This is a genomic window from Micrococcaceae bacterium Sec5.8 (assembly GCA_039636775.1).
Taxonomy (GTDB): Bacteria; Actinomycetota; Actinomycetes; order Actinomycetales; family Micrococcaceae; genus Arthrobacter.
The window spans coordinates 449,673-471,506 of record CP143429.1 but is presented as its reverse complement, the minus strand read 5'-3'; the positions used below and the strand labels follow the sequence as shown (position 1 = coordinate 471,506).

Below are 21,834 nucleotides of genomic sequence, written 5' to 3'. Positions count from 1 at the left end.
TCGACCGGCGCCCACGTCAGAAAGATTGAGCAGCAGCCTAGTCACCGGTTTCAGGACGGGTGCCCCTAAGCTCGGTCCATGCCCGAAACCGCAGATCAGCCTGTCGCCGTGCGCGCGACGGCTTTCGTCCGACCCTCAAGGTGGCTGCACCGCCCGGTGCGCTTGGTCCGCTACGACGCCCACTGGTCAGATAGTCGCGTGGACTTCGATGTGAGCCTCTCGAAGATGATGTACCGGGGATTCCCAGCGGACTTCGCAGCCATCGACGAGAGCGTGAACGCCCACTGCCCGGAAGTAGGGACCGGCCAATGGGTGGACGACTTCGGCCGGGTCGTCGAGGGTCCCACTGAGATTAATCCGAACCCGCCAGGAAACCGCGGAGGAGAGCGGCGGAAGTATGGGGTTTCGAGATACGAGTCGAACCCGAAGGTGAAGCGCGTGTGGCGTCTCGGCCGCGGAGTAGCCGGCCTCGGAATCGGCGTTTTTCTCCTCACCGGACCGGCAAGTCACGGGATCGGCGGTTTCGTGGGACTTCTATTCGTGATCGGCGGCTTGGCTTCGCTCGCGGGCTTGATCCCTGGTAAACACCGGCCATGGTGAGTCGACGTCGGAAATGACCGCCGACGACCTCGACGCGCAGTTCGCCGTCATCACGGATGCGCGTGCCATCCGTGATGACGGCCGCCGGCGCACTTCTTTGTACAAAGGGAATGGGTGGTTCTCAGACGTCGGAGCCGCCGAGTCATACCAAACACTAAATAATCTGAGGAGTTCGCTGCGTCGAGGCCGTTTCTGGTTCCTGCGCAACTCGTGACGGGTCGTCCGTACTGGATTCCACGGACGGCCGGGCTTCGGAACTCCCGCCGAAGAGCCTGGGCCATTGACGGAACCGTGCCCGCAGGACTCCCGTCCACTTCATCATGCAGCCGGTCCGGCACAATGGGGACGTGACTTCTAGAAGAGCTGCCGTTAAGCGGCGACCGAAAGCGCGGGTGTCGCTGCCAAGGGTTGTGAACCTGGCGGTAACAGTTGCGGTCCTTTGCCTGGGGCCGGTATTGATCGGCGTCGGCAACCACCTGATCAATGTGGACGAGGAGCTGACGCGGACCGGGACGCACGCCAGCGGCACCATTGTCGACTTCGATGACGTCACCGAGGCATCGGAGCGCAGGATGGAAGTGGACTTTTTTTCCGCCGACGGGACGCTCCACCGCACCTGGGCGGCGGTGGACCACGACCAGCACCCCGTCATCGGTGAGGATGTCACCGTGGTGTACCGGGAGCAAAGCCCGGGCAACGCCGTGGTCCTCGGATTCGAAAGCGACGGCGTCTGGTTCCGCGGGGTAGGGGTGGTCCTGACCTCCATCTTCGGCGGGCTGGGCGTCATCGCAGTTGGTGCCCTCTTGATCGGCTACCTGAGGAAAGGCAAGACCGCAAGGGGACGGGCTTCAGATTCCTTCTGCGGCCCGTGAAGCGAACTCGCTTCTAATTCTGTTCCGGGCCCCGTGTTCGATCAGAGTCGGGATGTAGGTCCGGATCCGGCTGGACGCCAACTGGTCGTACTCTTCCGAGACGACGCTGGCGACCAGGGTCCGGGGAGCGTCGGGATGCCGAGCGAGGATCCGGGCCGTGACTTTGTCGATGGTTTCCTGCCTGTCCGCGTCATCCATGGATTCAGTCTGGGGCCGGCCGGCGGCAGTGTCCATCAGCTTGCTTAGGACCCCGGCGGGGCACGATCCGTAAACACCACGGCTGCAGCAGCCACGGGAGACGCGGCTGTCTGCCTTCCCTTAGCCGGCCGGGCTCGCGACGTCCTCCAGGACCTTCCGGTCGAAGAAGCGGATCTCACCGGTTTCTTCGAAGAACACGGGCACAACTGAAGTACTGGGATCCTTTGAGGTTTCGTAGATCTCGGGGGCGCCACCGTGCCTGCGGGCGATGGTGCCGACCAGGTCCGTGCCGCGGACTTTCACGGTCCGGTATTTGTAGCTCATGCGGGCTCCTTTGGTGACGTGGAACACAGCCTACTCCTCGAGGCCGGCGCTGAGCTGTCCGCCCATCGGGGTGCGTCATGGACGAGCGCCGGCCCGCACTGGTGGACAATGCGTTCATGACCAATGACGCTCCCCGCCCGGTTTACTTCCTTTCGGACAGTACGGGCATCACCGCAGAAACACTCGGCAACACCTTGTTGACGCAGTTCCCGGAGAACGAATTTGATCGGATCACGGTCCCCTTCATCACCACGGTCGATCAGGCGCGCGCCGTCGTCCGGGTGATCGACAACCGTGCAATAGGCGGCCTGCAGCCGATTGTCTTCTCCACCGCCGTCGGCAGCGACATCCGCCAGACCCTGGGTACCTGCAGGGGCATCATCGTGGACCTCATCGGCACCCATGTTGGCCAGCTGGAGCTCGCCCTGGGCGTCGACGCCAGCGGCGAACCGGGCCGGGCGCACGGACTCGGCAACGCTGCCCGCTACCAGTCGCGGATGGCCGCGGTGGAATATGCCATGGAACACGACGACGGCCAGAGCCTGCGCGCGCTCGAAAAGGCCCAGGTGATCCTGGTTGCCCCGTCGCGCTGCGGCAAGACGCCCACCACCATGTATTTGGCGCTCCAGCACGGCATCTTCGCCGCGAACTTCCCGCTGGTGGACGAGGACTTTGAACGCGAAGGACTCCCCAAGCCGCTGCGGCCCTTCGTTTCAAAGTGTTTCGGCCTCACCACCAATCCTCTGCGCCTGAGCCAGGTCCGCACCGAACGCCGCCGCGGATCGCCCTACGCATCACTGCGCCAGTGCGGCTTTGAGCTGCGCAGCGCCGAACGGCTGTACGTCCAGCACGGAATCCCCTATCTGAATTCGGCCAGCGTCTCCGTCGAGGAAATGGCCGCCACCATTCTGCAGAAGATGAACCTCAAACACTGAGCGAATCGACTCCTGCGTGTTGCGTGGACCACATCATGTGGAAACACCGGCCCGGACCTGTCACTGTGGACAGGACTTGCGCCCATCATCCGGCGATCGCCCCGCTCGGGGCGCGATATCTCATGCCATCATCTGCAAAGGAGCAGCAACCATGACGACAGACATCCTGTGGTTCTCAGAACTCGGCCTCAAGGACCTGGACCGGGTGGGCGGCAAAAACGCCTCCCTCGGCGAGATGGTGCAGAACCTGACCTCCGCCGGCGTCCAGGTACCGGATGGCTTCGCCACCACCGCAGACGCCTACCGCAGTTTCCTCGCCGATTCCGGCCTGGACCAGAGAATTGCCGACCGGCTGGTGGGCCTGGACACCGACGACGTGACGGCCCTGGCGGCAGCGGGCCTGGAAATCCGCAAGCTCATGCGCGAGACGCCCTTCCTGCCGGACTTCGAATCCCAGATCCGCGCCTCGTACCAGACGCTGGTGGACAAGCACGGCGGCTCCGATGACCTCTCCTGGGCCGTCCGGTCCAGCGCGACCGCCGAGGACCTGCCCGATGCGTCCTTCGCCGGGCAGCAGGAAACCTTCCTGAACGTCCGCGGCATCGAGAACATCCTGGTCGCCATCAAGGACGTCTTCGCGTCCCTCTACAACGACCGCGCCATCGCCTACCGCGTGCACCACAAATTCGAGCACGCCGAAGTGGCGCTCTCGGCGGGCGTCCAGCGCATGGTGCGTTCCGACGTCGGCGCCTCCGGGGTCATGTTCACCATGGACACCGAATCGGGGTTCCAGGACGCCGTCTTCGTCACGTCCTCCTACGGCCTTGGTGAGGCCGTTGTCCAGGGTGCGGTCAACCCCGACGAGTTCTACGTCTACAAGCCTGCCCTGGAAGCAGGCCGCCCTGCCATCCTCAAGCGCGGACTGGGCGAGAAAGCCCTCCAGATGACCTACACCAGCAACCGCGAAATCGGGCACACCATTGATTTCGTGCCGGTTGAGGCTTCGCTGCGGAACCGCTTCAGCCTCACCGACGACGACGTCGAGCAGCTCGCCCGGCACGCCGTCGCCATCGAAAACCATTACGGACGCCCCATGGACATTGAATGGGGCAAGGACGGGATCGACGGCGGCCTGTACATTCTGCAGGCCCGCCCGGAGACCGTCCAGTCCCGCCGAACCTCCGGGAGCCTGAGCCGGTTCCGCCTCAACGGCTCCGGCAAGGTCCTGGTCGAGGGCCGTGCGATCGGCCAGCGCATCGGCGCCGGCAGCGTGCGGATCCTCACCGCGATCGACCAGATGGCCGCCTTTAAGACCGGTGACGTCCTCGTCGCGGATATGACCGATCCGGACTGGGAACCGATCATGAAGCGCGCGTCGGCCATCGTGACCAACCGCGGCGGACGGACCTGCCACGCGGCGATCATCGCCCGTGAACTGGGGATCCCCGCCGTCGTCGGCACCGGGTCCGCCACGGACGTCCTCTCCGACGGGCTCGAGGTGACTGTTTCCTGCGCCGACGGCGAAACCGGCGTCATCTACGAGGGACTCCTGGACTTCAGCGTCGAGGAAACTGAAATCACCCAGCTGCCGGAGGCTCCGGTCAAGGTCATGATGAATGTTGGCACCCCCGAGCAGGCCTTCACCTTTGCCCAGCTGCCCAACCACGGCGTGGGCCTGGCCCGGCTGGAATTCATCATCAACCGGCAGATCGGGATCCACCCCAAGGCGCTGCTGAATCTGGACGAGCAGCCCGCCGAGGTGCTCGCAGAAATCCGGGAGCGGATCGCCGCCTACGAGAGCCCGCGCGACTACTACATCAAGCGTCTGGCCGAAGGGGTTGCAACCATCGCCGCCGCGTTCGCGCCGGAACCGGTGATTGTGCGGATGTCTGACTTCAAATCCAACGAGTACGCCAACCTCCTTGGCGGACCCGCCTATGAACCGCACGAGGAAAACCCGATGATCGGCTTCCGCGGCGCCTCACGGTATCTTGAACCGTCTTTCCGCGACTGCTTCGACCTGGAGTGCGAGGCCTTGTCCTTCGTGCGCAACGAGATGGGCCTGACCAACGTCAAGCTGATGATCCCGTTCGTGCGCACCGTGGACGAAGCCAGCGGTGTGATCGACCTGCTCGCGGAGAACGGTCTTCGCCGCGGCGAGAACGGCCTTGAGGTCATCATGATGTGCGAGCTTCCGTCCAACGCGCTGCTGGCCGATGAGTTCCTGGACTACTTCGATGGCTTCTCCATCGGCTCCAATGACATGACCCAGCTGACCCTGGGCCTTGACCGGGACTCCGCGATCGTGGCGGGCAGCTTCGACGAGCGCGACCCTGCCGTCAAGAAACTCCTGAGCATGGCCATTAAGGCATGCAAGGCGCGCGGCAAGTACGTGGGCATCTGCGGCCAGGGACCCAGCGACCACGCAGACTTCGCCGAGTGGCTGGTCGAGGAGGGCATCGACTCCGTCTCGCTGAACCCGGACACCGTGGTGGACACCTGGATCCGGCTCGCCGGGGCGGCTTCCGGTGCCGGCGTCCCGGACACCGCCGACGCAGCAGTCAGCTAGGGGTTCCGGTGCCGAGGCCGCGGGACAGGTTCGCGCCTGTTCCGCGGCCTCTTTGCTGTCCGCGGTGCCCGCCCGGGATGAAGGCGCAGGACTGCTCCGCTGGACTTTTGCACAGCGGAGAGTCGGCGCCGCCGTTGTTTGGTCCATTGAGGAGCAGCAGGGCAACGCGGTTAGCTATGGGGATCAGCGTTCCGCACCAATGACGTTTCAGGACACCTCGTGACTTTGCAGCAGGACCGGGCCAACGGCGCCCCAGGATTTTGGACCTCCCCCACGACCAGCGACCGGGTGGAGGAGCTGCCGGCCGGCCTGCCCTGCCCGGAGGACTGCCACTTCTGCTCCGGTCCCGAGACCGATTGACCAGGCTGGCGCCCCGGCCCGGCAGACACATTTCGCCGCCCGGTAGAAACCGCCGATAGAATCGGGGGCAACCCGCTCCGCCGCGGGAGCACCATGCCGAGCCGGGAAGGGGAGGGGTCCGTGCGCACAGCTGCACCGTTCCACGCCCTGCGCACGGTTATGGTCGCGCTCACCGTCCTGTCTCTTGCCGCCGGCGCCCACGCACTGTCCGGCGGCACCCTGCCCGCCCCCGGGATCCTGCTGGCCCTGCTGGCACTGACCGGGCTCGCCGCCACCGCCGCGACCCGGCTGAAGCTGAACCTCCCCGTCATGGCCGCCCTCCTCGGCGCCGGACAACTGGTGCTGCACGAGGCCCTCACCGGCTTCAGCGGCCCCGCCGTGAGCGCCGCCGCTACGGCACCGGCCGGCAGCGTCCTGCCGCACCACTTCGCCCCGCACCACTTCGCCCCGGCCCACCTGTCCCCGGACACCGGCGGCCAGCTCGCCGCGGCCGGTCTGCACGCTGGCCCGGGCATCGACTCCCTTCTGATGCTGGCCGGCCACATGCTGGCAACGCTCCTCTGCGCGGTTCTCCTGGCCAAAGGCGAAGACGCCCTCTGGTCCCTCGCGGCGTGGCTTCGTCCGCTTCTGCGGCTTCCCGCAGCGGCGGCGCCCCACGCCGTCGCGGTGCCGTTGATCACCGGCTGGCCGGCAGCGTGCGCGCCACTGCCAAGGCGGAACCTTCGGCGCGATTGCCGGCGCGGGCCACCCGCCGCCGTCGTATCTTCCTGACACCTCCTGGCCGCGGCCCTGCCTGCCGCTGACGCTTCGCGTCCGAACGCCTCGCCGATGCCGTCACCACCGCCGCGCCTCTCACCCATTTTGTGTGCCTGCCCCTGCGCGGTGCACCCCTGAAAGGCAACCCCCGTGAAGCTTTCCCGCACCTCCGCTATCCGCCGCTCCGTCACCGCCACCGCTGTGGCCGGCGGAACCGCTGCGCTGATGCTTGCCGGCATGTCCGGCGCATCGGCCCACGTAGGCGTCACCCCGGATAAAACCGACGCGAACTCCTACGCCCTGCTGACTTTCGGCATACCGCATGGCTGCGATGAATCCGGCACCACCAAAGTGACCATCACCCTGCCTGCCGAGCTCAACGACGCGCAGCCAACCGTCAACCCCAACTGGACGGCAGCGAAGGTCACAGAGCAATTGCCCGAGCCGAAGAAGCTTGCCGATGGCACGTCCATCACCAAGCGGACCAGCCAGATTATCTATACGGCCAAGGCACCGCTGGAGCCCTCCCTCCGCGACGCCCTGGTGCTCTCGGTGAAACTGCCCGACGCCGCAGGGCAAACGCTGTACTTCCCCACGCTGCAGAACTGCGAGGTGGGCCAGACCGACTGGTCGCAGCTCCCCGCCGAAGGGCAGGACCCGCACTCGCTCAAGGTACCGGCACCAGCCGTAACGGTCACCGCGGCCGCCGCGGCGGACGGACACGGCGCCCATGCTGCGGGCGCCCCGGACGCCACCCCGGAGGCAGTCCAGGCCGCCGCAGTGACGGACGACGGCGCCCAGGCCCGCAGCTGGGCCGGTTTGGTGGCCGGCGTCGGGGGCCTGGCTCTCGGCGGCCTCGCCCTGGCACGCAACCGGAGCAACTCCGTTCCGTCCCGCGCCTCGGCTCCCTTCTCCGCGCCCAAGGACTAGCTGACCTCGATTGATGCCCGAAAATCACAATCCGGGCATCAATCGGGCGCCGCCGTCGTGGCGTCGTTGACTCAGGCCACCAACGGGATGAAGGTGGTGCCATGACGGCTCAGCGATTCACCTCCAAACTGCTCCTGACGACGGCGGCAGCCGCGGCAGCACTCGTCCTCGCCGGTTGCGGCACGGGCACCCCGCAATCCCAGACCTCCAGCACGCAGACCTCCAGCACACCGGCGCCCAGCGCCGCGGTGTCCTCGGCCGCGGCCCCCACCAGCCAGCCCGCGGAGACCCCCACGAGCGCCGCCCCCGCCACATCGGCGCCGGCAGCGGCGGTCTCCACGCCGGCCGCCGGTCCTGCGCTGTGCAAAACTGCCGGCCTGACCGCCGCCACCGATGCCACCGGCGGCGGCGCGGCCGGCAGCGTCTACATCCAGCTGATCCTGACGAATTCCGGCACCGAGCCTTGCCTGCTGAAGGGCTTCGCCGGGGTCTCGCTCACCGCGGGCCCGAACGGCGAACCGATCGGCGCCCCCGCTGCGAGGGACGCATCCACCCCCGCCGCCGGCGTGCTGCTCGCCCCCGGCCAGGGCGGAACTGCCACGCTGCGCTATACCCAGGCCCGCAACTACGCCGACTGCACGGTGGTCCCCGCGGCCGGGTTCCGGATTTACCCGCCGGAGGACACCGCATCCTTGTTCATCGCCGAACCGCATGACGCCTGCAGCAACGCCGGCACCAATGTACTGAGCATCCGGGCGTTCTCGGCCCAGTAACGCCCGCACCACCTCCGCCGGGCGGCCGGGATACCGCCCGCCAAATACTGTCGCTGCCGTAGGGCATGATGGAGGAATGAAGGGGCAGGAGCTAGCTGGCGGCACACTTGAGGCCGAGGCCATGGACCGGTTCAGCCGGCCGACCCGGGACTGGTTCCTCGGCGCTTTCACTGCGCCCACACCGGCGCAGAACGGTGCCTGGAATGCGATCTCCTCGGGCGCGCACGCGCTCGTGGTTGCCCCCACCGGATCCGGCAAGACCCTGGCCGCTTTCCTCTGGGCGCTGGACCGGCTGCTGGTGGCTGCCCCTGCCGAGCCGGAAGAGCTGCCCGGCCTGGCTCCCGCGAAGGGCGGCCGCCGGAAGGCACCCAAGCGCAAAACCCGGGTGCTGTATATCTCGCCGCTCAAGGCGCTCGGGGTCGACGTCGAACGCAACCTGCGTGCCCCGCTGATCGGCATCACCCAGACCGCCAAACGCCTCGGCATGCCCGCGCCGCTGATCACCGTGGGCGTCCGGTCCGGGGACACCCCGGCGTCGGACCGCCGCGCCCTGCTGAGCAACCCCCCGGACATCCTCATCACCACGCCTGAATCCCTGTTCCTGATGCTCACCTCCAAGGCGCGGGAGACCCTCGCCGAGGTGGACACGATCATTGTCGACGAGGTCCACGCCGTCGCGGGCACCAAACGCGGCGCCCATCTGGCCGTATCGCTGGAACGCCTCGACGCGTTGCTCCCGAAACCTGCCCAGCGGATTGGGCTCTCCGCCACCGTGGAGCCCAAGGAACTGGTGGCCCAGTTCCTCGCCGGTTCCGCGCCGGTGGAAATTGTGGCCCCGCCCTCGAAAAAGACCTGGGACCTGACGGTTTCCGTCCCGGTGGAGGACATGTCGGACCTGCAGGGTGCCGCAGGCGCCTTCGACTCCGGCCCGGCGTCGGGACTGCAGCCGCAGGCCTCGATCTGGCCCCATGTCGAGGAGAAGATCGTTGACCTGGTGCTGGCCAACCAGTCCACGATCGTGTTCGCGAACTCCCGCCGGCTCGCCGAACGCCTTACCGCGCGGCTCAACGAGATCTACGCCGAACGGCAGCTGATGGCTGCCGCGGTCGGCGGGGAGGCTGCCGGCGCAGCACCCGGTGGCACTCCGGCAACCCCTGCCTCCACCGCGACCCCGGCGCACATGATGGCGCAGGCAGGGAGCACCGCCGGCGCAGATCCGGTTCTGGCCCGCGCGCACCACGGCTCGGTGTCCAAGGACCAGCGGGCACTGATCGAGGACGACCTGAAATCCGGCCGCCTGCGCTGCGTCGTCGCCACGTCCTCCCTGGAACTCGGCATCGACATGGGCGCCGTGGACCTCGTCGTGCAGGTGGAGTCCCCTCCGTCCGTCGCCAGCGGGCTGCAGCGGGTGGGTCGCGCCGGGCACCAGGTGGGCGAGATCTCCCAGGGTGTGCTGTTCCCCAAGCACCGCGCCGACCTGGTCCACACCACCATCACGGTGGAACGGATGCTCGCCGGAAAGATTGAACGGCTCTACGTGCCCGCCAATCCACTGGACATCCTGGCCCAACAGACCGTGGCGGCCGCGGCCCTGGGGTCCATCGATGTGGAGGACTGGTTTGCCACGGTCCGCCGGTCAGCACCCTTCGCTTCGCTCCCCCGCTCCGCGTTCGAGGCCACCCTGGACCTGCTCGCCGGCCGGTACCCTTCCGACGAATTCGCAGAGCTGCGGCCCCGGATCGTCTGGGACCGCAACGCTGGCACGATCGAAGGCCGGCCCGGCGCGCAGCGGCTGGCCGTCACCTCCGGCGGCACTATCCCCGACCGCGGGCTTTTCGGCGTCTACATCATCGGCACCGAGGCGGAAGGCTCCGCTTCTCCCGGCACCGCAGGCGGCGACGGCCGGGCGGCGAGCCCGGCCGCAGCCGCAGCGAAAGGCGGCCGCCGGGTCGGCGAACTCGACGAGGAAATGGTCTACGAATCCCGCGTCGGTGACGTGTTCGCCCTCGGTGCCACCAGCTGGAAGATCGAGGACATCACCCACGACCGGGTCCTGGTCTCGCCTGCCTTCGGCCAGCCGGGAAAGCTTCCGTTCTGGAAAGGCGACTCGCTCGGCCGCCCGGTGGACCTGGGCCGGGCCCTGGGTGCCTTCGTGCGCGAACTCGCCGCGTCCGACGTCGGGCCCGCCACGGAACGCTGCAAAGCCAGCGGACTGGACGATTTCGCCGCCAACAACCTGATCCAGTACCTGTCCGAACAGAAACTGGCCACCGAAGTGGTCCCGAGCGACACCACCCTGGTGGTGGAACGCTTCCACGACGAACTCGGCGACTGGCGGGTGGTGCTGCACAGCCCGTTCGGCATGCCGGTGCACGCGCCGTGGGCCCTCGCCGTCGGGCAGCGGCTGCACCAGCGCTATGGCATGGACGGGTCCGCGATGGCCGCTGACGACGGCATCGTGCTGCGCGTGCCCATGATGGAGGACGAACCGCCCGGGGCGGAGCTGTTCCTGTTTGATCCGGAGGAACTCGAGCAGATCGTGACGGCGGAGGTGGGCGGCAGCGCCCTGTTTGCCTCCCGTTTCCGTGAGTGCGCCGCACGGGCACTGCTGCTGCCGCGGCAGACCCCCGGCAAACGGCAACCGCTGTGGCAGCAGCGCCAGCGCTCCGCGCAGCTGCTGGACGTCGCGCGGAAGTACCCCACGTTTCCGATCGTCCTCGAGACCGTGCGGGAATGCCTGCAGGATGTCTATGACCTTCCGGCGTTGAAGGACATCGCCGCGTCCGTCGAACGGCGCGAGCTGCGGATCCTGCAGACCACCACCCAGCAGCCGTCCCCCTTCGCCAAGTCCCTGCTGTTCGGCTACGTGGCGCAGTTCCTCTACGAGGGCGATTCTCCGCTGGCCGAGCGCAGGGCAGCGGCGCTGGCGCTGGATTCGACCCTGCTCAACGAGCTCCTGGGCCGGGTGGAACTGCGCGAACTGCTCGATGCGAAGGTCATCGACGCCACCGAACTGGAACTGCAGCGGCTTGCCCCCGACCGGAAGGTCCGCGGGGTGGAGGGCGTTGCGGATCTGCTCCGCCTGCTGGGCCCGCTGACCCCGGAGGAAGTCGCGGCGCGGCTCGAGGCGGCCGCGGCCGTCGCATCTGATGCCGTCGTGGCGGCTGTGCCGGCCGACGCCGGGCCGGCCGTGGCGGCGGACGCGGCCGACGCCGGGCCGGCCGTGCCACCCGGCGACGCCGGGGCTCCGCTCGCCGATGCCGCCGGGCACCTCGCGGCACTCCGGCGTGCCAACCGCGCCATCGTGGTCAATGTCGGGGGTGCCGAGCGTTACGCCGCAGTGGAGGACGCCGCCCGGTTGCGCGACGCCATCGGCGTCCCGTTGCCCATGGGCGTTCCGCTGGCCTTTATTGAGCCGGTCGCCGACCCCCTGGGCGATCTCGTCTCGCGCTATGCGCGGACCCACGGGCCATTCACCTCGGCCGAGGCCGCCGCCCGGCTGGGACTTGGCGTCGCCGTCGTCGGCACCGCGTTGAAGAGGCTCGCCGCCGACGGCCGGGTGGTGGAAGGCGAGTTCCGGCCGCACGCCGCACCCCCGCCGGCCCCGGACGCCGACGGCACCACTAGCGCCCCTGACCCGGATTCCAGTACCACCAACGGGACCCAGCCCGCTCCCCCGCCCACGTCGTTGACCGGCCTCAGCGAATGGTGCGACGCCGAAGTCCTGCGCAAACTCCGCCGCCGCTCGCTTGCCGCGCTGCGGGCCGAGGTGGAGCCCGTGGATGCCTCCGCCTACGGCCGCTTCCTGCCGGCCTGGCAAAACGTCCGCATACCTGGCCAGCGCGGGCAGTCGGCACTGCGCGGACTGGACGGGATCATCACAGCAGTGGACCAGCTGTCCGGGGTACCTATTCCGGCCTCGGCCTGGGAACCCCTCGTCCTTGCCGGCCGCATCGTCGATTACCAGCCCGCCATGCTCGACGAGCTTATGGCTGCCGGCGAAGTGCTCTGGTCCGGTGCGGGTGCGCTCCCCGGCAATGACGGCTGGGTGAGCCTCCATCTGGCTGATTCTGCCGAGTTGACCCTGAACCCCGCCATCGACTTCGAGCCGGGTGACGCCCAGCTTCGGCTCCTGGACCACCTGCGGAACAATGGCGGCGGCTACTTCTTCCGGCAACTCACCGACGTCGCCGGCGGGATGGATTCGGTACTCAGCGACCAGGACGTCGTTTCCGCGCTCTGGGACCTCGCCTGGGCGGGCCGGATCACCGGCGACACGTTCGCGCCGGTCCGGGCAATAATTGCCGGCGGGCACACTGCGCACCGGCAGGTTGCCCGCGCGCCGCGGGCACGTGCCCCACGGCTAAGCCGGCTGGGCCGCGCCCACGGCACCGGTTTGCTCGGATCCCCCGGGCTGACCGGCGGGAAGTACGGCTCCGCAAACGGTACCGCGCCCACTCCGCCGCTGGCCGCGGGCCGCTGGTCCGCACTCCCCGCGCCCGAGCTGGATGCCACCATCCACGCCCGGGCCACCGCTGAACTTCTCTTGGACCGGTACGGCGTCATCACCCGGGGCTCGGTCATGGCGGAAAACATCCTGGGCGGGTTCGGCCTGATGTACAAAGTCCTGGCCCGGCTGGAGGAAGCCGGCCGGTGCCGCCGCGGTTACTTCATTGAGCACCTGGGCGCGGCCCAGTTCGCTGTTCCCGCCACCGTGGACCGGCTCCGCTCGTACGCCGAGGACACCCAGCTCCACAAGCCCGAGCCCGTCGCGTTGGCCCTGGCAGCGACGGACCCCGCCAATCCCTACGGCGCCGCCCTGCCCTGGCCTGCCCTCAACGTCGAGGCGGGAACCGGCCACCGCCCGGGCCGGAAGGCCGGCGCCCTGGTGGTACTGGTCGACGGCGCCCTGGTCCTGTATGTGGAACGCGGGGGCAAGACCCTGCTCGCCTTCAGCGAGGACACCGAGGTGCTCGCGGCAGCCGGCGCGGCCCTGGTGGGTGTGGTCACCCGGGGCGCGGTAGACAAACTGATCATGGAAAAAGTCAACGGCCACGGCATCCTCGATACCCCCGTCGCAGCGGCACTGGCCCATGCCGGGGCTTACTCCACGCCCAAGGGGCTGAGAATCCGTGCCTGAGGGTGATTCGGTCTTCCGCGCAGCCGCCCAGCTTCACGCGGCACTGGCCGGCCAGCAGCTGACCTCCTCCGACTTCCGGGTGCCCCGGTTCGCCACCCTGAAACTGGGCGGCTGGACAGTGACAGAGGTGATCCCGCGCGGGAAGCACCTGCTCATGCGGCTGGAAGGCCCGGCACGGCCGGGGTCCGGCGGACCGGCGGAGCCGCAACGTCTGACGATTCATTCCCACCTCAAGATGGAGGGCACCTGGCAGGTGTACCCGCCGGGTGGCCGCTGGCGAAAACCCGGATTCACCGCCCGCTGCGTGCTGCGCACCGCCGCGGCGGACGCCGTCGGCTTCTCACTCGGCATCCTTGAGGTGGTCCGCAGTTCAGAGGAGGACTCTGTTGTGGGCCACCTTGGACCGGACCTGCTGGGTCCGGATTGGGACCTGGTCGAGGCGGAGCGGCGGATCCGCGCCGCGCCGGAAGTGCCGATCGGCGTCGCGCTGCTGGACCAGCGGAATCTGGCAGGGATCGGCAATATCTACCGCTGCGAGGCCTGCTTCCTTTCCGGCGTGCACCCGGCCACCCCGGTCTCGGACGTGCCGGACGTCGCCGCCATGATCATCGACGCCAAAGTGCTGCTGGAAGCCAACCTGGGCCCCGGCCGCCGGACCACCGTCCTGAACCAGCGCGGCGCCATCGTGGGCCGCAGCTCCGGATTGCCCGGCTACTGGGTTTACCGGCGCGAACACCAGCCCTGCCTGAAGTGTCGGACACCGGTACGGCGCGGCGTCCTGGCCAAGGCCACCGGCACCGAAGAACGCGACATCTACTACTGCCCCACGTGCCAGCCGTCCCCGGGCACCGGCCCGGCACACTAACACCGCGACGCGGAAACGACTCCGCGACACCCTAAGCTCTGACGGCGCCCGAATACCAGTCTCGAACGGACTCGTGCGCCGCGCGGAGAACTTCTGGCATCGTCAGCATGGTGGAGGGCCGGCCGGGAAGTGGCATTCGTGCAGGGTCGCGGACCTTAGGCCTGGTGCATTTGGCCAGGACCCGGCGTCGTCCCACAGACGGACTCCGGCCGGGGCTCAGGCCGGGGCTTAGCGGACGGCTCAGGAGACGGCGGTTGCCGGATCGGCTGCCACCCCGGCGAGCACCGCCTTCTCCGGCTCCGGCACGGTGAACCGAGGCAACAGCAATTGCACCAGCGGCCCGATCGCCAGGGCGTAGAGCACGGTTCCGATGCCGACCGAACCGCCGAGCAGCCACCCCGCCGCGAGAACCACGATTTCAATGCCGGTCCGGGATGTCCGCACGGACCAGCCCGTCCGGCGGGCGAGTCCGGTCATCAGGCCGTCCCGTGCACCGGGCCCCAACCGGGCACCGATGTAACAGGCAGAAGCGATGCCGTTCAGCACAATGGCCCCGGCAAGCATTCCGGCCTGCCCACCGAGGTGGGAGATCCCGGGAATCGCGGCGAGCCCGACGTCGGCAAAGACGCCCACCAGCACGGCGTTGCACAATGTGCCCACACCAGGCCACTGGCGCAGGGGAATCCACAGGAGAAGCACCAGAAAGCTGACGATCACCACCACGGTGCCGATGCTCAGCCCGGTTTTGACCGCGAGGCCCTGATGGAACACATCCCACGGGTCCAGGCCGAGTCCGGCACGGATGAACATGGCCAGGGATATGCCGTACATGGCGAGGCCGATAAAGAGCTGAAAGAGCCTGCGGGTCATCATGCCACCCATCCTCTCCGAAAACTGGCCTTGTAATCCATAGCCAGTTTGAAATACTGGCTCTATGCCAGGATCGCTCAGTCCCCGTTCGCTGGACCGGCTGCTCGGCCGGTGGAACCGCGGCACGGGCCCCGCCTACCGGGAACTCGCCGACGTCATCCGCTTGCTGGTCCTCGATGGCCGCGTGCCGCTGGACGTCGCGCTGCCCAGCGAACGGGCCCTGGCCGAAACACTCGGCACCAGCCGGACAACCGTCACCGCCGCCTACACCCTGCTGCGCGAGCAGGGTTTCCTCAGCAGCGGGCAGGGCAGCCGCGGCCGGACATGCATCCCGCAGGTCACTCCTCCGGGTGGTGGCAACGGCGGCGGGGCACACCTTAGCGGCGCCCCGGGTCTGGCCGTTCCCGACGGGATACTCGACCTCGCCTACGCCTCGTTGCCCGCCAGCGGCGAGGTGGTCCACCGGGCCTTCGCCTCCGCCCTGACCGAGCTTCCGGCGCTCCTGCCCGGCTTTGGTTACGACGCACTCGGGGTCCGTCCGCTCAGGGACGCCATCGCACGGCATTATGCGGCGGCCGGTGTACCCACCACCGCGCAGCAGATCCTCGTCACCTCCGGTGCGCAGCACGCCCTGAACATCGTGTTGCGTACACTGGCCGGACGGGCTGACAAGGTCCTGGTGGAGCATCCCAGCTACCCCAATGCGCTTGACGCCATCCGGGCCGCGGGCTGCCGGCTAGTCCCGGTGGCCATGCCGGCCGCGAGCGGCGGGACCCGGTCCGATCCGTCTTCGGGCGGCCGCCCGGGCTGGGACGTGGCGGCGATCGAAACCGCACTCTTGCAACAGCGGCCGGCGATGGCCTACGTGGTCCCCGACTTTCACAACCCCACCGGGCGGCTGATGTCCGATCCCCAGCGCCGCCGGCTGGTGCGCGCCGCGGCCACAGCCGGCACCATCCTGGTAGCGGATGAAACCCTCCGGGCGTTGAACCTTGACGGCGCCGAGTCCACACCGCTGGCCGCCTTCAGCCCCGCCGTCGTTTCCATCGGCTCGCTCAGCAAGTCGCACTGGGCCGGCTTGCGGACCGGATGGATCCGGTCCGAGGAGCCCCTGATCCAGCGCTTCGCCGCAGCGCGCACCACCATGGACCTTGGTGGCCCGGTGGTGGAACAGCTCGCCGCGGCCCACCTGGTTAACGCTTTGTCCGAGCCGCTCCCGGCCCGGCTGGCCACCCTGCGGGAGAACCGGGACGCGCTGCTGGACCTGATCGCGGAACGCTTGCCGGGCTGGCAGAGTGAACGGCCCGACGGTGGGCTGTCCGTGTGGTGCCGGCTGCCGGCCCCCATCAGCACTGCCCTGGCGGTGGCGGCCCCGGACTTTGGCATCCGGCTGGCGGCCGGCCCCAGGTTCGGCACCGGCGGCGCCTTCGAGCACTTTCTCCGGGTGCCCTTCACGTTGCCCCCGAACCAGCTTCACACCGCGGTGGAGGCGCTGCGGGCAGCCCAGGACCGGGTGGAGGCTTCCCCGCAACTGCGCAGCAGCACAGGACCTACGCCGGCGACAGCCATCGCCTGACCCCGGACCCCACCCGCCCCTGACCCTGCCCCCGGACCCCACCCGCCCCTGACCCTGCCCCCGGACCCCACCCGCCCCTGACCCTGCCCCTTTCGACGGTTCCCTGCCCACCCGACGCTGAGACGCGAACCATCGAGTGCGCAGGGAACCGTCGAAGCGGCGCAGGAAACGGTGTGGGTGGGTACGGCAAAGTAGAATGGACCGGTGATGCAATCCCCTCTGCCCGTGCGCGACGGCGTCAACGCGACCCGCCTCCGCCTTCCGGACGAGGGTCCCTGGGACACCGCTCTGGACTACATGATGCACCGCTGGGGGCACATTGACCCGCAGGGCATCGAGGACCGCTTCGATGCCGGCGAGATCGTGGGCGCGGCCGGCATCCCGCTGGACCGCAGCACCCCGCTCCGGCACCACACGTTCATCTGGTACTACCGCACGCTGCCGCCGGAGACCCGCATCCCGGTGGAACTGAGCATCCTGCACCAGGACGAGAACCTTCTGGTGGTGGACAAGCCGCATTTCCTGCCCACCACCCCCGGCGGCACCTACATCCAGGAGTCCGCGCTGGTCCGGCTCCGGAACCAGCTGGGGCTGCCGGACCTCATCCCCATGCACCGGCTGGACCGTATGACGGCCGGAATCCTGCTGTTGTCCACCAATCCCGAGACCCGGGGAAACTACCAGGTGCTTTTCGAGAAGCGCCAGGTCCAAAAGGAATACGAGTGCGTGGCCGCGGCCCACCCCGAGCCCGGACACCCCGCCGTCGACTTCCCCCTGGTGGTCCGGAACCGGATGACCAAGTCCCGCAGCTACCTGCTCGCTGAGGTGATCGACGGCGAGCCCAACACTGAGACGAGGATTGAGCAGCTGCGGACCTTCGACGGACCCGCCCCGGAAGCACCCGACGGCGGCGCCGCCCGCCGTGCGGTGTACCGGTTGGAGCCGCACTCAGGCAAAACCCACCAGCTCCGGGTGCACATGGCCTCGCTGGGGCTGGGAATCGTCAATGACGCCTTCTACCCGGAGCTGCTGGACAAGGCTCCGGATGATTACTCGAAGCCGCTGCAGCTCCTGGCCCGCGGGATCCGGTTCGTGGACCCCATCACCGGGAGGCCGGTGGAGTACCGCAGCGGACTGGAACTGAGCGAGGCCGGCTGAGGCCGCCGCAAATCTGACCCGGGCCGGCAAAGTCCGGCATGGACCAGAGCGGAGCCGGAAGTGCGGTACCTTGTGCCCATGGACTTCGGCAACGCTGACAGCTGGGGGGACGCGATCTATTTCTGGATCATCCCGGTTGTCATGGGCGATGCCCTCTTCCCGCCCATCCCGTCCGAGATGGTGGTCATCACCGGCGGTGCGCTGTCCGCCATTGGCCGGGCCAACCCGTTCCTGGTGGTGCTCCTCGCAGCCGGAGCGTCCTGGTTCGGGGACATCCTGGTGTTCCAGCTCTTCAAACGGCGCCTCAGCCATGTCCTGGACCGCTGGCGGTGGGGCCGGGCTTTCCATCAGGCCGTCCATTCGGCTCTTGGCAAGGCGGGCCGGTCCACCACGTACGGGGCCATCATCGGTATCCGCTTCATCCCGGGCGGACGGCTCGCCACGACTGCCGCCGCCGGGATCGCCAACGTCTCCACCCGCGGGTTCAGCCTCTGCGCGGCCCTGGGCGGCCTGCTCTGGGCCAGCTGGTCCGTTGGCCTCGGCTACGCGACCGGTGCGGCCACCGGGTTGCCGTTCTGGGCGAGCTCACTGATCGGAGTCGGCGTCGGCGTCGTGATCGGCGCCGTCGTGGGCGTCATTGTCACGCGCAAGCGCGGCAACCGCTCCCCCGTGGTCGACGGCCCCGACGAGGAGCTGGACTTCTGAGTCCGGCGACCGGCTCTTAGACGGGCGCCCAACGGCCACGGTTGCGCCGGAGGACCAGCAGGTTTCCGGTCACCGCAACGCGTTCGACGGCGTCGCGCATCATGGCTGCCGATTCCAGCGCCTGGCTGTTCTCACCGCTGTGCGAGGTGGGCTCCACGAGGAAGCGCAGGTTCAACTGCGGAACACCGCCGGCCAGGTCCAGCTGGTTCGCCTCGACATGGTGCCGCGTCTGCAGGGCTTCGACGGCCGCGGCCATGACGGCCTCGGGCGGAGTGCCCGGCTTGAGCCCGGTGATCTTCAGTCTGGTCTGGAACGACGGCATACACCTACCCTATCGGGACGTGCCGCAGGACCCTGCCGGGCCTAGCCGGTGTTGCGCAGGCCCGCCGCCACGCCGTTGACCGTGATGAGCATGGCGCGCTGGAGGCGTTCGTCGATCTCACCGTTGGGCATGTCCCCCCCGGCGGACTCGGCACGCACCCGGCGCAGGAGCTCCACCTGGAGGTAGCTGATCGGATCGAGGTATTGGTCGCGGATCTCAAGTGAACGCTTCAGGGTGGGCTGCGCATCGAGCAGCAGGTTCTCGCCGGTCAGGTTCTGGATCTCGCTGACAGTCAACTCGTACTCGGCCCGGATGGCGGAGAAGAGGTGGTGCAGTTCCGCCGGCACCAGGGTGGACACGTAGTAGCCGGCAATATCCATGTCCGTCTTCGCCAGTGTCATCTCAACGTTCGAGACCACGGAGCGGAAGAAGTGCCAGCCGTCCATCATCTCCACCAACTGGGCGGCGTTACCTGCCTCGCGGGCGGCCCTCAGCCCGGAGCCCACACCGAACCAGCCCGGCACGATCTGACGGGACTGGGTCCAGCCGAACACCCACGGGATGGCCCGCAGGCCTTTGAGCCCGGCCCCCGAATCGGGCCGCTTGGATGGCCGGGATCCGATATTGAGGGACCCCAACTGTTCCACCGGGGTGGATGCCACGAAGTAGGCCGGCAAATCGGGGTCATCAATCAGCGTCCGGTACCGGTCGAAGGCAGCATCGGAAATGGTCTCCATGACGTACCCGTAGCGTTCGCGCTGATCCTCCGAGGTGCGCGGGGTGCGGTGCAACGCAGAGCCCTGCAGTACCGCCGCCAGCGATAGCTCCAGGTTCTCGCGGGCCAGCTCGGGCAAAGAGTACTTGTCCGAGATGACCTCACCCTGTTCGGTGAACTTGATCTCGCCTTCCAGCACCCCGTTCGGCTGGGCCATGATGGCGTCATAGGTGGGCCCGCCGCCCCGGCCCACGGAACCGCCGCGGCCGTGGAACAGGCGCACACGGACGCCGTGTTTCGCAGCGATGTCCCGGAGTTTGCGCTGGGTCTTGTGGATTTCCCACTGGCTGGTCATCACGCCGGATTCCTTGTTGGAGTCCGAGTAGCCCAGCATGATTTCCTGGACGTCACCCCGCAGCCGCACCAGCTCGCGGTAGGAGGGATCGGAGAGCAGCTCGTCCACGATCTCGGCCGAGGCCCGCAGCTCCTCCACGGTTTCCAGCAGCGGAGCGAAGCCGATCCTGGCATACGGGTCAGCGCCGAAGAGATTGACCAGCCCGGCCTCGCGGGCCAGCACGGCGGCGGCCAGGACATCGTCGGCGCCGCGGGTCATCGAGATGATGTAGGTTTCGATCACGTCCGGGCCGTAGGTGCGCAGCGCCCGCCGGATCTCGCGGAAGACGTCGTAGGTGCCGTCGGCCGCGCCGTCGAGCTTGATCGGGTGGCCGGAGAGCGGGCGGCGGGAGGCGAGCTCTGCTCCCAGCACCCCGAGCCGCTCGGCCCGGCTCAGCTCGGCGTACCGGAGGCCGGGCCCGCCGAGGCGGTCCATCAGCTGCCCTACGGCGTCGTGGTGGTAATCCGCGTGCTCGCGGATGTCCAGGGTGGCCAGGTGCAGCCCGAAGGAGGCGATGGCGCGGCGGGCCCGGGCCAGGGCGCCGTCGGCGGCGAGCGCGGCGTGGTGGTTGCGGAGCGAGCGCTCCAGCAGGCCCAGCTCGGTGAGGAGCTCCGCGGTGGCGGCGTAATCGCGGCCGGGCTCGTGCGCAGACCCGGCCGCGACGCGCCGGGCGGTATTCAGCAGCTTGGCCTTGATGCAGGTGAGCTTGAGCCGGTACGGCTCCTGGGCGTTGAGCTCCAGGACCCTGCGGTCCAGGCCCGGAAGATTCCCGAGGTCGACGTCGATCGAGTCCAGCAACTCCTGGTCCGCGCCGGCGAGCGCCGTTGAGTTGGACAGGATGGAAATCAGTCCGTCAATGAGGCCGATACTGATCCGGACGGCATGCTGGTTCTGGATCTGCAGAATGTCCCGGGTGACCGCCGCGGTGACGTTGGGGTTGCCATCCCGGTCACCGCCGATCCACGAACCGAAACGGATGGGCGCCCGTTCTGAGGGAAGGCTGACGCCGTGTTCGCCGAGCAGATCGGAGAAGTCCGAGAGCATCTCCGGCAGGGCGTCGCCCAGGATGCCGGTGAGGTAATAGACCGCGTTCCGGGCCTCGTCCACCGGAGTGGGCCGGACCTGGCGGAGTTCATCCGTCTGCCACATCTGGTCGATCACTTCCGCCAGGTGGCGGTCCTGCCGGCGTCGTGCGGCGGTGCCCTCCGCCGTGCTCTCGGCGAGGATGTCCGAGAGCCTGCGGACCTTGTCAAGGACGGACCGGCGGGACGCCTCGGTGGGGTGCGCGGTGAAGACCGGCCGGACATCGAGTTCGTTCACAACCTCCTGCAGGACCGCCGGGCCGGCTTGGCCGGCGACGTCGGCGACGGCTTTGGCCAGCCAGCCGTCCTTTTCCTGCCGGGTGCGCAGGCCACGGACCCGGTGTACCTGCTCGGCTGCGTTGGCCAGGTGGAAGTAGAACGCAAACGCGCGGACCAGGTCGGTGGCCTGGTCCAGCGGCAGGGACCCGAGCAGTTCGCGGACCTGGGCGACGACATCATAGGAACTCCACGGGCCGGTCGCATCTGCCCCGCCGCGGGCCGCTTCCTTGGATTCCTTTGTCAGCAAGCGCACCTGCTCCACCAGGTCAAGAAGTTCCGGGCCGTGCTGGCGGACCAGGGATTCGCCGAGAAGAGTGGAGACCCGGCGGACATCGGCGCGCAGTTCGGCGGCAAGATCGGCGGCGGAATTCGTTGCAGTGTCGGCCATGGAAACAATCCCTCAGGGTTGGA

The 21,834-nt window shown here is 68.4% G+C and carries 19 protein-coding genes; 14 read left to right on the top strand and 5 right to left on the bottom strand.

The features are described 5' to 3' along the window. Window positions 1-78: 78 nt before the first annotated feature. From VUN84_02265 to VUN84_02255, 3 genes are all read left to right on the top strand, one after another. Entirely contained in the window at window positions 79-600 is a 522-nt protein-coding gene (locus VUN84_02265) for a DUF5336 domain-containing protein (GenBank protein ID XAS64531.1), read from the top strand. A gap of 13 nt (window positions 601-613) precedes the next feature. Further along, complete coding sequence (locus VUN84_02260; GenBank protein ID XAS64530.1) at window positions 614-814, top strand: hypothetical protein; 201 nt, start codon at window positions 614-616, stop codon at window positions 812-814. A gap of 133 nt (window positions 815-947) precedes the next feature. Further along, the gene (locus VUN84_02255) at window positions 948-1,472 is read left to right on the top strand and encodes a DUF3592 domain-containing protein (protein XAS64529.1); all 525 of its coding nucleotides are present in this window, start codon (window positions 948-950) and stop codon (window positions 1,470-1,472) included. Here VUN84_02255 and VUN84_02250 read toward each other — a convergent pair. Together VUN84_02250 and VUN84_02245 are read right to left on the bottom strand one after the other, a co-directional pair. Further along, entirely contained in the window at window positions 1,449-1,670 is a 222-nt protein-coding gene (locus VUN84_02250) for a hypothetical protein (protein XAS64528.1), read from the bottom strand. The two genes, VUN84_02255 and VUN84_02250, sit on opposite strands and share 24 nt — an antisense overlap. A 120-nt stretch (window positions 1,671-1,790) precedes the next feature. Next, entirely contained in the window at window positions 1,791-1,994 is a 204-nt protein-coding gene (locus VUN84_02245) for a hypothetical protein (GenBank protein XAS64527.1), read from the bottom strand. 116 nt (window positions 1,995-2,110) lie between these two features. Between VUN84_02245 and VUN84_02240 the strand changes: the two genes are divergently transcribed. From VUN84_02240 to VUN84_02205, 8 genes are all read left to right on the top strand, one after another. Continuing rightward, window positions 2,111-2,929, top strand: a complete 819-nt coding sequence (locus tag VUN84_02240; GenBank protein XAS64526.1) for a pyruvate, water dikinase regulatory protein — start codon at window positions 2,111-2,113, stop codon at window positions 2,927-2,929. 151 nt (window positions 2,930-3,080) lie between these two features. After that, entirely contained in the window at window positions 3,081-5,498 is a 2,418-nt protein-coding gene (gene ppsA / locus VUN84_02235; protein XAS64525.1) for a phosphoenolpyruvate synthase, read from the top strand. 219 nt (window positions 5,499-5,717) lie between these two features. After that, entirely contained in the window at window positions 5,718-5,858 is a 141-nt protein-coding gene (locus VUN84_02230; GenBank protein ID XAS64524.1) for a hypothetical protein, read from the top strand. Between the two features lie 120 nt (window positions 5,859-5,978). Then, window positions 5,979-6,629, top strand: a complete 651-nt coding sequence (locus VUN84_02225) for a hypothetical protein (GenBank protein ID XAS64523.1) — start codon at window positions 5,979-5,981, stop codon at window positions 6,627-6,629. 210 nt (window positions 6,630-6,839) lie between these two features. Further along, complete coding sequence (locus VUN84_02220) at window positions 6,840-7,544, top strand: YcnI family protein (GenBank protein XAS65734.1); 705 nt, start codon at window positions 6,840-6,842, stop codon at window positions 7,542-7,544. Between the two features lie 101 nt (window positions 7,545-7,645). Continuing rightward, window positions 7,646-8,317, top strand: a complete 672-nt coding sequence (locus VUN84_02215) for a DUF4232 domain-containing protein (protein XAS64522.1) — start codon at window positions 7,646-7,648, stop codon at window positions 8,315-8,317. A gap of 76 nt (window positions 8,318-8,393) precedes the next feature. After that, entirely contained in the window at window positions 8,394-13,457 is a 5,064-nt protein-coding gene (locus tag VUN84_02210; GenBank protein ID XAS64521.1) for a crosslink repair DNA glycosylase YcaQ family protein, read from the top strand. Further along, window positions 13,450-14,322, top strand: a complete 873-nt coding sequence (locus tag VUN84_02205; protein ID XAS64520.1) for a DNA-formamidopyrimidine glycosylase family protein — start codon at window positions 13,450-13,452, stop codon at window positions 14,320-14,322. The genes VUN84_02210 and VUN84_02205 overlap by 8 nt, the downstream gene beginning before the upstream one ends. A gap of 240 nt (window positions 14,323-14,562) precedes the next feature. On the opposite strand, the gene VUN84_02200 is transcribed toward VUN84_02205, so the two are convergent. Next, entirely contained in the window at window positions 14,563-15,195 is a 633-nt protein-coding gene (locus tag VUN84_02200; GenBank protein XAS64519.1) for a hypothetical protein, read from the bottom strand. A 61-nt stretch (window positions 15,196-15,256) separates the two neighbouring features. Here VUN84_02200 and VUN84_02195 point away from each other — a divergent pair, with 61 nt between their 5' ends. The 3 genes from VUN84_02195 (at window position 15,257) to VUN84_02185 (ending at window position 18,631) form a co-directional block, all read left to right on the top strand. After that, the gene (locus VUN84_02195) at window positions 15,257-16,768 is read left to right on the top strand and encodes a PLP-dependent aminotransferase family protein (protein XAS64518.1); all 1,512 of its coding nucleotides are present in this window, start codon (window positions 15,257-15,259) and stop codon (window positions 16,766-16,768) included. A gap of 207 nt (window positions 16,769-16,975) precedes the next feature. After that, entirely contained in the window at window positions 16,976-17,926 is a 951-nt protein-coding gene (locus VUN84_02190) for an RluA family pseudouridine synthase (GenBank protein XAS65733.1), read from the top strand. Window positions 17,927-18,004: 78 nt separating this feature from the next. Then, on the top strand, window positions 18,005-18,631 hold the full coding sequence (locus VUN84_02185) for a VTT domain-containing protein (protein ID XAS64517.1): 627 nt from the start codon (window positions 18,005-18,007) through the stop codon (window positions 18,629-18,631). A 16-nt stretch (window positions 18,632-18,647) separates the two neighbouring features. On the opposite strand, the gene VUN84_02180 is transcribed toward VUN84_02185, so the two are convergent. Both VUN84_02180 and ppc read right to left on the bottom strand, forming a co-directional pair. Continuing rightward, window positions 18,648-18,953, bottom strand: a complete 306-nt coding sequence (locus VUN84_02180; protein ID XAS64516.1) for a hypothetical protein — start codon at window positions 18,951-18,953, stop codon at window positions 18,648-18,650. 41 nt (window positions 18,954-18,994) lie between these two features. Further along, complete coding sequence (gene ppc / locus VUN84_02175) at window positions 18,995-21,811, bottom strand: phosphoenolpyruvate carboxylase (protein XAS64515.1); 2,817 nt, start codon at window positions 21,809-21,811, stop codon at window positions 18,995-18,997. Between the last annotated feature and the right edge of the window lie 23 nt (window positions 21,812-21,834).